Genomic DNA, 13821 nt, shown 5'->3' with positions numbered 1-13821 from the left:
TAACACACAAATCTAACATATTTGGTACTTTTGAGTACATAGATATATTATAATTGATAATAATAAGCTTGTCCATATTTTACATAATGTTTTTTGAAAATTTATGTGCTTTTAGTAACTCCCCACAAATTATTCCAAATATACACTATATAATATAGAACCAACCTTTTTTATCAATGGTTATTACTCTAGGTTTTTCATCTAGTAATCAAATTTTCCATTTAACAACTTTATTATATACTCTTTGTCCAACAATAACAAGCTTTTTTTACCATGGCACTATATGAAACTACTGGCATTACATAGGTTTAATTTCCTACATTGCCATATAGGTTCCATATTACCATATATTATATTAAGACATAGGTACTATTATAACAGATTTCAATATATTAGCAATTATAATTTCGATTATATTTTCTTCCTTCTTTAATTCCTTTTAATAAAGATTTTGCTTTATCTTTTCTACCTTTTAATAAATACTGTAGATATTTTATTATTCTAGTGGTATAAAAAAATACCTTACCTTTATATAAGGTGGCTTTTGACACTTTGTTTTTATACTTTTCCATAAATATTATTCTGTTTCTTGTGTTCCACTGCACTGCAAAGGGTGACTCTTCCCCTCCTGTGGAGGCACTTACCTTATGATATATAGTAGCTTCTGGCTCATATATTATCTTAAACCCTGCATCCTTTGCTCTTACACAGTAGTCCACATCTTCAAAGTACATAAAGTAATCTTCTGAAAGACCTCCTATGTCCTCTAGAAGACTTCTACTTATAAGCATGGAACAACCAGTTATAAAGGATAGTTCTTTTCTTTTATTATACTTTTCGCTGTCCCTCTCTCCCTCTCCATAATGTATGGCATAAAATTTATCCCAGAGTATCTCTCCTCCTGCAAACCACAGGTAATCCCGTTTGCCTTCGTACTTTATCTTAGGGGCTACAAGTCCCACCTTTTCTTCTTTAAGATTTTCTACCATTTTACTTAGGAAATCTGGTTCTACTAGGGTGTCATTATTAAGAAGTAGTACCCCCTCTGCTCCCTCTTTAAGAGCATAGTCTATACCTATGTTGTTTCCTCCTGCAAAGCCTAGATTTTTTTCTGACTTTATAAGGATTATATCTTCTTTAACATTTGCCTTTAACACCTCATAAGAATCATCTGTGGAGGCGTTATCTACTATTATTACTTTATAGTTTTCATAGTTTAAAAACCTTAGACTGTCTATGCAGTCTAAGGTATCTTTACATCCATTATAATTTACTAATATTATATATATCATTTTTTCCATGGCATTATCTTTCCTTTTAGTTTTATTATTCTTTCTAGGTTTTTTTCTTTAAATAAGTTTTCTATAAATATTACAAAGAATATGTTAAGTAGTACTACTGCTAGCTTAAGTGAGTTTACAAAGACACTCCAAAGCATTATGCTCATTATATTAGAATATATGAGTATTTTACCCATGGAGCTGAATCTACTTTTAGCCCTCACAACTTTTATGGAGTAAAAAGCTAGAAGCATATAAACTCCTATATAAACCAAAAGGCCTAAAAAGCCTAAGTCTTGGAAGGCTTCTGTTATAAAGGACATTACATTAAGTCCTGCCTTTTTTTCTAAATAGGGTTCATAGGGTGTTCTTGAGTTAAGCCAGTAAAGGTACTCTCCCTGTTTTTTAAAAGTATTGGCTCCAAATTTTATAAAAGGATAAAGTAGGTTATTAAAATAGGTATACTCTACCTTTTGTTCTGTTATGGCCTTTGAAGCGTTTTCTAGAGGACTTGTTAGGTATATATAGGTCCACATAAATCCTGATGGTAAGCTATTACTCATCTTATAGTGGTCATTTATACTGTGTTTGTAGTGGTGTTCCATTACATATTTAACCCTTAGGTTTCCCACAAATCCAAATAGTTCTATAAATATTACAAGAATTATTGCAGCACTTATATAGGTAGCTTTTATCTTTTCCTTTGATAACCTCTCTTTATATACTATAAAGGCAAAAAACTCATAGACTAGGATTGTTATAAAGATAAAGGTTAAAGGTCCTCTGTTTAAGGTAAGAAAAAGAACCCCTAAGCTTATAGTAAATATAGCTGCATCTCTTATTCTTTTATGTTTTCTAAATAGTATATACTTTATCTGAGCACATAAAACTAACATATATACTATGTAGGCAGTGGCTCCTGTCATTGCTTGTTTTTCTATTTTGTTTTGAGCAGTTATAGCAAGTCCGAACTTTTTTACGTTATAGGCAAAGGCAAGAACTCCTAATATACATATCACATTAGATATTAAGGAATATACTTTGTAACTCCTATCCTCATCTAATCTCTTCATTAATATGTGTATATCTTCTTCACTAATATATACATATCTTGAAAATATTAAAAAACTTCCCCATATAAGGGTAACTACTACATTAATATATAGGTTTGGTTCATACCAGTTGCTTAATGCAAAGTTGTACATTATTACATTTACAAGCCACAGTATAAGCATAAGCTTTCCTTGATCTATAAAGGTAACTACTCCGTTTTTCCTTACGTCCCTATCTAATATATAGGCAAGTATAAATATTTCTATTAAAGCTATGAAAATCATAATATTTTCCACCTTTATTTAAAGCTATTTCATTAGTTTATACACTGCTTCTGCAGTATATTTCCATGAAAATCTTTTTACATTTTCTTTTGATTTTTTTAAAAGTTCTTCTCTTAGGTTTTGGTCCTTGTTTATTTCAACCATAGCCTTTGCTATTTCCTCTTCACTTTCAGGATTAAAGTATAAAGCTGCATCTCCTGCTACTTCTGGAAGGGAAGAGTTGTTTGAACATATTACTGGAGTCTTACATGCCATAGCCTCTAAAATAGGAAGTCCAAAGCCTTCATATAATGTAGGATAAACAAAGCAGGTTGAGTTTGCGTAAAGTGTAGGTAGATCCTCATCTTTTACATAACCTAAAAACTTTACTGAATCCTCTAGGTTTAGTGACTTAGTTAACTCCTTTAATTCCTTAATGTAAGGTGAGTCCTTTCCTATAATGACAAGTTTTGAATTAAGCTGATCTCGAACCTTTCCATAGGCTTTAATGGCGCTATGAAGGTTCTTATGTCTATAGGATGCCCCTACCATTATCATATAATCATAATCTACTTTATATTTTTCTAAAATTTCTTTGTGATTATTCTCTTCATTAAATTGCTTTTCCTCATATCCATTATAGATAACTGTTATTTTATCTTTATCTACCTTATAATTTTTTAGTATGTCTTCTTTTGTATTTTCTGATATACATACTATCTTATAGGCTCTTTTTAATAAAATAGGCATTACCCATTTGTAATAATAATATTGATGTTTTGCAACTGCTGGATATTCAACTGGTATAAGATCATGTAATGTTATTATCTGCTTTGTGCTACTAAATATGGATAGGTACTGAAAGGGGTGATATAATATGCTTCCTCTTTTAACCTTAAAAGGCAGTACAAATTGAGTCCACAGAAACCTCATAAGACCTCCTTTTTTCTTATGGATGGTCTTTACTTTTTCTGTTATTATTTCCGTTTTTATTCCCTTAACTTCAATAGGACAAAACATTACTAAGTCTTTGTCCATCTCTCCTAGGTTTTGAACTACGTTTTTTGTATATATGCCAAGCCCCGCTGGTTTTTCATCTAAAATACTACCGTTTATGTATATCATATAACACTATCCTCCACTATAGTTATTAACTTTTAGCTTTTAGCTCCCTTATAGAAGCAGCTTCGTCTTTATGTAATATCATTATCTCATTTTCTGTCTCTATAACCACTAAGTCAGAAACTCCCATAACAAAGGTCTTTTTACAGGTATTTATTATATTGTTTTTGCTCTTTAAGCAAACTACCTCTCCTTCTAATACGTTACCATCTTGATCTTTGTCCTTATATCTAGCAACACTATTCCAACTTCCTACATCATCCCATCCGAAGCTAGCAGGTATAACATAGATACTATCTGCTTTTTCCATGATGCCATAATCTATAGATATACTATCAACTTTAACATAATTTTCCTTTAACTTTTCTTCCATACTCTCTTCTTTTGTTATGGCAACTTCTTTTAAAAGTTCATAGGTATTTGTAAGATATTTCTCTGTAAGGCTTAATATGTTTCTAGTCTTCCAGATGAATATACCTGCATTCCAAAGATAGCTTCCAGATTCTAAATATTCCTTTGCTTTTTCTATATGAGGTTTTTCTACGAACTTTTCTACTTCTCTTATTTCATACTTATCTATGGACTCTTTAATACCCTTAAATTTTATGTATCCATAGCCTGTCTCTGGTCTATCAGGCTTCATGCCTAGAGTTAATATTGCCTTTTCATTATTTTCTATAAAGCTTTCTGCAGCCTTTAGTGTATTTAAGAACTCTTTCTCTTCTCCTATAAGATGATCCGATGGAAGCACTGCAATTGTTGCATCCTTATAGTATTTTTCTATTATAAAAGCAGAAAGAGCCACACAAGGAGCCGTATTCTTTCCTACAGGCTCTACTATTATATTTCTATCAGGGATATTTGGTATATGTTCTTTAACTAGATCTACATAGTTCTCTGCTGTAACTATAAAAACTCTCTCTAGGGGTATCATAGGCTCTAATCTTCTTACAGTACTTTGTATCATTGACTCTTCATCTATTAAACTTAAAAACTGCTTTGGCATCTCATCTGTGGACATAGGCCAAAATCTTTCACCTTTGCCTCCTGCCATTATAAGTGCACATAACATTAAATCCTCTCCTAACCTTATATTAAATATATCCTAAGTAATAGGAATAACCTTTATCTTATATTTTATCAAAGTCTAAAAAATAAATCATGCTTATAATACCATAAAGAAGAGTAAAATTAAATAGTATAGAACTATTTCAATTAACAAGAAGACTATGAGTTCTCTTAAAGCCTTTTTAAATATATAACTAAGCTTTTAAAGGAAATATATTGTAAACCACTGTTCTAAATGTTAAAATAGCATTAAAAAGTATAATATTGTAGAACGGAGAGATGATAATGAAACCTAGAAGGACTCTTTCTAAAACCTTAGGTCTTATAATGGTATCTTTATTTTCAGTTTTTTTAGTTTCTCATAATAACTTGGGATTCTTTGCAAATGCTGAAGAAAATACTGTTAAAAAACAAGACATGCCTAGAAAAGCCTCTGACCTAGATTTAAAATACAAGGCTGCTTATGACGCTACAATGACTGCTATAGAAAAGGCTAATAAACATGGTGTTAAGCCATACATCAACGATAACGCCAATGCAAACACATCAGCATTAGTTAACGCTGTTAAAGGTGGAATGCAAAAGGACATCGATACAGCAAGAGATGCAATATTAGCATTACCAGAAGGAATGGAAACTGCTATCGGGGAGTTCTCAAAGCTGCTTGATGGATACCAACATCCAGTATACGAAAGAATAGTTACAATAATTAATGAGCTAAAAATGAATGATGATAAGTTAGCTCAAAAAGAGCTAAATGCGGTTAGAACATTGATTATTGAAGCACCAGACTTTATCGATAACAATGGAAATCCTGCAAGAGCATCTTACAGCTCTGCTTTAGATGAATGTCAAATTAGGCTGCATAATCGTGCTCAAGGCCTTGTTAATAGAGCTCTTGAAACAAGAAACGAAAGTGACATAAAAAAAGCTAGACAAGCTATTGAAGAGTTAAAAAATAATGAGTTTTCAGATAGCAATATAAAAACTTTCATAGCAGGTTTAGAGTCAAAACTAGATGATACCTTTGATGTAATTGGAATAGAATAAAAAAAACCCTTTGGGGTTTTTTTTGTTACAAAAATTTAATTTATATATTATAATATTGGATATAATTATAGTATTCACTAAATATATACACAGGAGGGTTACATATGAAATTTAAAAAAGCTCTAAAAAACTCTTTGCCATATTAATGGTATATTTCTTTTCTCTAACCTTAGTTCCTTTTAATTTTTTAGGACAAGCTACTAGAGCTGAAGGAAATGAAATTCCTACATATAGCAATTTTACACCCTTTTACCTTTATTATGCTTATCAATATAAAGATAAAACTCTACTTTATGGTGATAACGATTTAAATATTAGAACGCCTAAAAAACTTATGATAAAAGATGGTGACAATTACAGAACTATAAAGGATAACTTTGTAAGACCCTACAACTCATTCTATACAGATAAGGGTATTGTTTTCTTAAGTGATGAAGGTTTGCTATTATACAATTATGAATCTGATTCTTTAACAAAAATAGATGAAGAAAGTATACTGAAAAATGTAGTAGAACCAGCTTTAAAATCTGATTTTGCTAATAATTATAAAGATTATACTTTGGTAGACACAAACTCAAACTTTATTATAAAGACTGTAAAATCTAATGGAGATATACTTTATACTTTTACCTTAGATGGCGAAAAAGATGATGCCTACTCAACTTTCCATTACCTTATAGATTCAAAAGGTAAAATATATCATACTGCAGGTTCTGGTCACTTTATAAGTGTATTAGATACCCTAGGTGATAAAATTTTAATAGAAGATTATTATAACGACGAATCTAATTATCTATTATATGATGGAAATAGTACAAAACAGTACTCAAATCCTACTATAGATGAATATACCTCCAATTATCCTATATTAACTAAAGACGGCAATTTAGCTTATATGCATCGTGATTTTGCCAATAGAGTGGCTTATTTAAATATAGCTAGATTCGATGAAAAAACAGGAAGTATACTTCCTAATAAAACAACAGCTCTTTCTTCAATGAATAGCTCATTGAGTAAGGACTTTAATAATGAATTATGGATACGCTCTACAAGCTATGAAAATGCTACAACTATTTATAAAGTTCTAGATGAGAGCCTTTCCCCTAGATATAAATTCACAGAGCAAGTACATGATATCTCTATATATGATGATAATAACCTAGTAGCCACTTCTTATACTGCAAATAAAAAAGGATCTTATGTTACAACAAATGACACAGTAGAACAACCTTCTGAATTAGATTTAAAACTTAAAGTTGCTCATGCAAATACAGTGAATGCTATGGAAAAAGCAAGTAAACATGGTGTTAAAGCTTACTTTGATGCTAAGGATGGTGGCATATCTAACACTGACAATGTGGTAGCTGCAGTTAAAGACGGACTTCAAAGGGACATATTAGTAGCTAGAGAATCCATCAATGTATTACCCGATGATGGTGGAGCTTTTACAAATGCTAGACAAACCTTCTCCTCAATATTGGACAACTATCAACACCCAATATACGAGAGAATTGTAACAGTTATAAATGAACATACAGAAAAAGAAAACCCTACTCAAAAGGAATTAAATGACTTGAGATATTTAATTCAAGATATACCTAATTTAGATTATAAAGCTACATGGAGCTCTGATATCGATGAGCTTCAAGGGATTTTATTTGATAAAGCAACAGACTTAGTGGAAAAAGCTGTTGAGAGCAAATTAGAGATAGATATAGAAAATGCTAAAAAATCCATAGCAGAACTTGAAGAAAATAAATTTCTAACTAATGATATAAATGCACTTATATCTAACTTAAAAAACAAATTAGGAATCAATTAAAGATAAAACTATAATTTAGTTAAATACAAGACTATAAATTACCAAACTGTAAATAAATTAAAGTCAAAAATCACTAAGTAGAAATTAATTAAACTAGGAATCTATGATAATCAATTAAACCCAATAACCCCTGAGGATGTTTTAAATCTTCAGGGGTTTTGTTGTAAAATTTTAGGTTATAGTGTATAATACTGGTATATTCTAATATTAACCAAATATGTAAATAGGGGGATTGAATATGAAATGTAAAAAAAGCTTCAAAAAACTCTTTGCCATATTAATGGTATATTTCTTTTCTCTGTCTTTAGTTCCATTTAACTTTTTAGGACAAGCTGTCCAAGCTGCAGGTAATGAAATTCCTACCTACAGCAATTTTACACCCTTTTATCTTTTAGCTGCTTATCAATATAAGGATAAGACCTTACTTTATGGTGACACTGATTTTAATGTTAAAGAACCTAAAAAACTTATGCTAAAAGAGGGTGATAATTATAAGACTTTAGAAAATAATTTTCCACATCCACGTTATACCCGTGCATCTTATACAGATAATGGAATGGTTTTCTCATCCAGCGATAAAACCCTATTATACGATTATGAATCTGATTCTTTAACAGAAATAGATGAAAAAAGTATAATAGAAAATGTAGTAAAACCAAGTTTGAATTCTGCTCTTGCTAATGATCATAAAGATTACTTTATAGAGAACCTAAAGATTACCCAAACCTATGTAAAACATAACGGAGACATACTTTATGTTATTAGATTAAATTGTCAGAAAGGTGACTTTTCTACAACCTTCAATTATCTTATAGATTCAAAGGGTAAGGTATATTATAATGCAAATCTTCCTTCAATGAATATTTTGGATGTTGTAGGTGATAAAATTTTAATACGAGAATATTCCTATAAAGAAACTAACTATCTACTCTATGATGGAAATAGCGCAAAAAAGTATTCAAGGAATTCTGTAGATAGGCGTCGTCTTGAATCTAGTAAATTAACCAAGGATGGTAACTTAGCTTATATAGGTGAGGATTTTACCACCGGAACATCTTATTTCAATATAGCTATATTCGATGATAAGACAGAAAGCATAATTCCTTATAAAACAATGCCCATTTCTTCAAACGATAGTCTATTATGTAAGGATTCTAACGATGAATTATGGATTTACTATGTAAATTCAGAAAACTATACAGAACTTTATAAGATCATAGATGAAAACCCTTCACTTAAATATAAATTTAAAGGGTTTACATATGATATTTCTATATATGATGATAATAACCTAGTAGTTTTTTCTTATGATACAAATGATAAAGGATCTTATGTGTCAATAACTAATAAAGTAGAAGAACCTTCTGACTTAGATTTAAAACTAAAAACAGCTCACGAGTCCACATTAGGTGTTATGAAAAAAGCAAGTAGCCATGGGGTTAAAGCTTACTTTGATGCTAAGGATGGTGGTATATCTGACACTGATAATGTGGTAGCTGCAGTTAAAGATGGACTTCAAAAGGACATATTAAAAACCAGGGAGGCCATCAATGTATTACCAGATGATGGAGGAACTTTTACAAATGCTAGAGAAACCTTCTCTTCAATATTGGACAACTATCAACATCCAATATACGAGAGAATTGTAACAGTTATAAATGAGCATACAGAAAAAGAAAATCCTACTCAAAAGGACTTAAATGGTTTGAGATATTTAATTCAAGATATACCTAATTTAGATTATAAAGCTACCTGGAGCACTGATATTGACGAGCTTCAAGGAATTTTATTTAATAAAGCTAGAACATTAGTGGAAAAAGCTCTTGAGAGTAAATTAGAGATAGATATAGAAAATGCTAAAAAAGCCATAGCAGAACTTGAAGAAAATGAATTCTTAACTGAAGATATAAATACACTTATATCTGAATTAAAAGGAAAATTAGGATTAAATTAAACCCAGTAACCCCTGAAGATGTTTTAAATCTTCAGGGGTCTTGTTGTGAAATTTTAGGTTTAAGAGTATAATGTGGTATAATTGTAATATTATCTAAATATGTAAATAGGGGGATTATATATGAAATGTAAAAAAAACTTTAAAAAATTCTTTGCCATATTAATGGTATATTTCTTTTCTCTAACCTTAATTCCTTTTAATTTTTTAGGACAAGTTGCTAGAGCTGAAGGAAATGAAATTCCTACTTATAGGGATTTTACACCTTTTTATCTTTATTACGCTTACCAATATAAAGATAAAACTCTGCTTTATGGTGATAATGACTTAAATATTAGGGTGCCTAAAAAGCTTATGGTAAAAGACGGTGATAACTACAAAGTTATAAGTAATAAAGTTACACAACCTTATAATTCATTCTATACAGATAAAGGACTTGTATTTTTATGTGATAAAGATGCCCTATTGTACAATTACGAATCTGATTCTTTAACAAAAATAGACGAAGAGAGCATAATAGAAAATGTAGTGGAACCAAGTTTAAAATCTTCTTTTGCTAATGATTATAAAGATTATACTTTAATAGATACAAGCTCAAATGATGCTAAAAAGTATGTAAAATCTAATGGAGATATACTTTATATCTTTACTTTAGACGCAAAGAATGGTGATGACTACACAACTTTCAAATATCTTATAGATTCAAAAGGTAAAATATATTATACTGCTAGTCACGGTCACTCCATAAGTGTAATAGATACTGTAGGTGACAAAATTTTTATAAAAGATTTTTATAATGGACAATTTAATTATCTATTCTTTGATGGAAATAATACAAAGCAGTATTCAATTCCTAATATAGCTAAGTATGGTGTGGATTCTATTAAATTAACTAAAGATTGCAATTTAGCTTATATACAAAAGGATTTTGCTAATAGAATGGCTTACTTAAATATAGATACATTTGACTATGAAACTGGCAATATACTTCCTAATAAAACACTACCTCTTTCTAGAATGAATAACTCATTAACAAAGGACTTTAATAATGACTTGTGGATAAGCTCTGAAGAGTACGGTGGTGAAACAATCCTTTATAAGGTTATAGATGAAAGCATTTCACCTAGATATAAATTCACAAAGCTAATAGATCGTGTTGCCATATATGATGATAATAACCTAGTAGTCTCTGATTACAATATAAAAAGGGGATCTTATGTGTCAATAACTGACAAAGTAGAAGAACCTTCTGACTTAGATTTAAAACTAAAAACAGCTCACGAGTCCACATTAGGTGTTATGAAAAAAGCAAGTAGCCATGGGGTTAAAGCTTACTTTGATGCTAAGGATGGTGGTATATCTGACACTGATAATGTGGTAGCTGCAGTTAAAGATGGACTTCAAAAGGACATATTAAAAACCAGGGAGGCTATTGATGTATTACCAGATGATGGAGGAACTTTTACAAATGCTAGAGAAACCTTCTCCTCAATATTAGACAACTATCAACACCCAATATACGAGAGAATTGTAACAGTTATAAATGAACATACAGAAAAAGAAAATCCTACTCAAAAAGACTTAAATGGTTTGAGATATTTAATTCAAGATATACCTAATTTAGATTATAAAGCTACATGGAGCACTAATATTGATGATCTTCAAGGAATTTTATTTAATAAAGCTAGAACATTAGTGGAAAAAGCTCTTGAGAGCAAATTAGCGATAGATATAGAAAATGCTAAAAAAGCCATAACAGAACTTGAAGAAAATGAATTCTTAACTGAGGATATAAATACACTTATATCTGAATTAAAAGGAAAATTAGGATTAAATTAAACCCAGTAACCCCTGAGGATGTTTTAAATCTTCGGGGGTTTTTTATTGGATACTACCCATTTCTAAGAGTATTTAAATGAAACTCATCCTCTATTTATCCACTTTATATTTCTCTATTTCTTGAATTCTTTTATTATAAATCTCTTGATTTTTCTCATCCTCTTTTATTGCCTTTAAGAGAAATCTTTTATAATCTTCGTAATCCTCTTTATAGAACTTTCTATTTTCTAATACCTTATCTTTATAAATCATTACCTCATCATAATTACCTAACTTTTCACAAAAATAAGATATGTTCCATTTAATTACAGGATCTCTTTGGTTTAACTCCTCTGATCTTTTATAATAACCTAAAGCCTCTTTAAGATCCTCCTCTTTATTTTCATTTCTATAATGTTGGAAGGCAATGTCTCCTTTTAATTTATAAAATTCATAATCCTTTATTAGAATTGCTTCTAGATTATTTACTATGTTCTCATGGAGTAATACCTCTTCTGAGTTTATAGATTGAACTGCTCTAAATATTACAGTGCCATTTAATGCTATATAAAAACTAATTATAGCTAATAAAATAGAACTTCCCATGAAAACCCTTTGTTTTAAATTAGGTTTTAAATCAGGCTCCTCTTTAATTATTTCTTCTTGATTTTTATCTTTATTTACCTCTGTCAACGCTATAAGCATTACAGGTATTAAAGCAATATTAGAAAAAGAAAAGTCGAAATCCAAAAGGCTATGGATATATATACTAAGATATAAAGCTAGGGTTATGAACTGTCCCCTATTACTTATAGTTATAAAATGCCCCTTGCTTTCTTTATCTTTATTTATGAACCGTCCCTTAGTTTGTCCTCTGTTAATATTTCTGAACTGTCCCAAAGATATTAGGATTCCATATATAAAGAGAACTAAAAATGCTGTTCCTCCCATAATCCCCAGATCATAATAAGCTTGTATAAAGGAGTTATGTATATATTTTGCATCATAGCTTCCTGTGGCATCTTTATATTGATTATATTGAAAAGAATTCATTCCATGTCCCATAGGCTCTTTCTTTATGGCATTTATAGAATCCTTAAACATAACAAATCTTTCATTAAGAGATGCATTTTTTAGTGATATATTCTTTATTCTGTTAAAGGTATTTAGATTTAGATTAAGGGTAAAAGCTCCTATAATCAATATTCCTACTATTATTGGTAGTAGCCTATTAAATATCTTAGTTTTTACATTTTTATATATAAAAACTGCCAGTAATATTACTATGGGTGCTAATATAGCACCTGCTATGGAAATTTTATTAATCATAACATAGAGAACTAATGATACGATTAATCCGTAAATAGAACTTATTTTTCTATTACTTTTCAATGAAAAGTATATGTCCAAGGCTAGGTATGGTAATAATAGCATTATGGTAGTCCTTGAACCTGTATGCAATATTCCTAGGAGATAGATTATCTCAAAATAAAGATCAGGATTTAGTCTCTCATCTATACTACTAATTTTATTACTCTCTATTCTTTTGTCTTTATTATTTACTTTAGGAACCTCTTCTACCTTAGTTACTAATACAAAATATAAGCCTATTAAAAGTAGTAGGGCAAAGCTATTAGCATACCCTAGGTTTGCAATTATTCTATTTTTATATATGGCACCTTCTATAGTTATAGATAAAATTGCTACTATTGCTATAGTAAATTTTATGGTCCTATATATATTAGACTTTTCTTCTTTCATTACTTTAAAAATAATATAGTATAGCACTAGATTTATATATAATGTAGTACTTCCTAAAGCTTTACTAATGCTATAGGTTTTTGAAAGAGCTATAAAGCAAGATAGAATAATCACTGCCACTATACTCATATAAATTTTGTCTTCCTTTTTAAGTTGAAGGCTCTTTGATCTTAAATCCCCTTTTCTTAATAGCTTTATTATATATAAACATCCAACTCCTAGCATCAAGGCTGAAGCTGCCTCTTCCCCAATAAATCTATTTGGAAGTAGTATAATAAAAGCTATTAATACATATTCAAGTTTACCCCATTGAAATTTTACTTTTCCCATTTCTCCTCCCCCTTTATCCCATTGTACCATTAGTAGGAAACTCATCTTCATTACTTCAGATGAGTACTCAAAGAGTAAGCGACTACCATCAAATCATGGATTTGGGTACCTGCTTAACCGATTCACGCACCATCACATCTCTTGGTTCTTTGCTTAAAATTTACCTCAATATAATAAGAAAGAAAAAACATATTACAACAAAACCTTTAGAATCTAAATTATAATTGTTGAATTCCTGTTTTTTCTTTCTTTGATTTTATCTTATGGTTATTATTTTTGTAAATTAATTCTTTTAAGGTTCAG

Annotated in this window: 9 protein-coding genes; 4 read left to right on the top strand and 5 right to left on the bottom strand. The window is 30.1% G+C overall.

The window, feature by feature from the left end:
• Positions 1–392: 392 nt before the first annotated feature.
• From KQI89_RS12030 to KQI89_RS12015, 4 genes are read right to left on the bottom strand one after another with little or no spacing between them, the layout of a single operon-like run.
• A complete protein-coding gene (locus KQI89_RS12030; RefSeq protein ID WP_216457266.1) occupies positions 393–1301 on the bottom strand; it encodes a glycosyltransferase family 2 protein in 909 nt (302 codons plus the stop codon).
• Entirely contained in the window at positions 1289–2617 is a 1329-nt protein-coding gene (locus KQI89_RS12025) for a hypothetical protein (protein WP_216457265.1), read from the bottom strand. Before KQI89_RS12025 ends, KQI89_RS12030 begins: the two co-directional genes overlap by 13 nt.
• Positions 2618–2641: 24 nt before the next feature.
• On the bottom strand, positions 2642–3721 hold the full coding sequence (locus KQI89_RS12020) for a glycosyltransferase family 4 protein (protein WP_216457264.1): 1080 nt from the start codon (positions 3719–3721) through the stop codon (positions 2642–2644).
• Positions 3722–3746: 25 nt separating this feature from the next.
• Positions 3747–4790 (bottom strand): mannose-1-phosphate guanylyltransferase, encoded by a 1044-nt coding sequence (locus tag KQI89_RS12015; protein WP_216457263.1) that lies wholly within the window; start codon positions 4788–4790, stop codon positions 3747–3749.
• A 281-nt stretch (positions 4791–5071) separates the two neighbouring features.
• Between KQI89_RS12015 and KQI89_RS12010 the strand changes: the two genes are divergently transcribed.
• From KQI89_RS12010 to KQI89_RS11995, 4 genes are all read left to right on the top strand, one after another.
• A complete protein-coding gene (locus tag KQI89_RS12010) occupies positions 5072–5836 on the top strand; it encodes a hypothetical protein (protein ID WP_216457262.1) in 765 nt (254 codons plus the stop codon).
• Positions 5837–5981: 145 nt separating this feature from the next.
• Complete coding sequence (locus KQI89_RS12005) at positions 5982–7658, top strand: hypothetical protein (RefSeq protein WP_216457261.1); 1677 nt, start codon at positions 5982–5984, stop codon at positions 7656–7658.
• Positions 7659–7896: 238 nt separating this feature from the next.
• Positions 7897–9612 carry a hypothetical protein gene (locus tag KQI89_RS12000; RefSeq protein WP_216457260.1) on the top strand — a complete coding sequence of 572 codons (1716 nt, stop codon included), beginning with the start codon at positions 7897–7899 and terminating at the stop codon, positions 9610–9612.
• A gap of 120 nt (positions 9613–9732) precedes the next feature.
• Positions 9733–11448 (top strand): hypothetical protein, encoded by a 1716-nt coding sequence (locus KQI89_RS11995; RefSeq protein ID WP_216457259.1) that lies wholly within the window; start codon positions 9733–9735, stop codon positions 11446–11448.
• 90 nt (positions 11449–11538) lie between these two features.
• On the opposite strand, the gene KQI89_RS11990 is transcribed toward KQI89_RS11995, so the two are convergent.
• Positions 11539–13518, bottom strand: coding sequence for an O-antigen ligase family protein (locus tag KQI89_RS11990; RefSeq protein WP_216457258.1), 1980 nt, complete (start codon positions 13516–13518; stop codon positions 11539–11541).
• Positions 13519–13821: the final 303 nt, after the last annotated feature.

The sequence above is a fragment of the Clostridium simiarum genome (assembly GCF_018919175.1).
GTDB classification, from domain to species: Bacteria; Bacillota; Clostridia; order Clostridiales; family Clostridiaceae; genus Clostridium_L; species Clostridium_L simiarum.
Note: the sequence above shows the minus strand (reverse complement) of the source record. Positions and strands in the feature narration are given on the sequence as shown.

Coding starts and splice junctions, on each gene's coding strand:
- KQI89_RS12030 (WP_216457266.1), bottom strand. CDS start 1,301: ATGGAAAAAATGATATATATAATATTAGTAAATTATAATGGATGTAAA.
- KQI89_RS12025 (WP_216457265.1), bottom strand. CDS start 2,617: ATGATTTTCATAGCTTTAATAGAAATATTTATACTTGCCTATATATTA.
- KQI89_RS12020 (WP_216457264.1), bottom strand. CDS start 3,721: ATGATATACATAAACGGTAGTATTTTAGATGAAAAACCAGCGGGGCTT.
- KQI89_RS12015 (WP_216457263.1), bottom strand. CDS start 4,790: ATGTTATGTGCACTTATAATGGCAGGAGGCAAAGGTGAAAGATTTTGG.
- KQI89_RS12010 (WP_216457262.1), top strand. CDS start 5,072: ATGAAACCTAGAAGGACTCTTTCTAAAACCTTAGGTCTTATAATGGTA.
- KQI89_RS12005 (WP_216457261.1), top strand. CDS start 5,982: ATGGTATATTTCTTTTCTCTAACCTTAGTTCCTTTTAATTTTTTAGGA.
- KQI89_RS12000 (WP_216457260.1), top strand. CDS start 7,897: ATGAAATGTAAAAAAAGCTTCAAAAAACTCTTTGCCATATTAATGGTA.
- KQI89_RS11995 (WP_216457259.1), top strand. CDS start 9,733: ATGAAATGTAAAAAAAACTTTAAAAAATTCTTTGCCATATTAATGGTA.
- KQI89_RS11990 (WP_216457258.1), bottom strand. CDS start 13,518: ATGGGAAAAGTAAAATTTCAATGGGGTAAACTTGAATATGTATTAATA.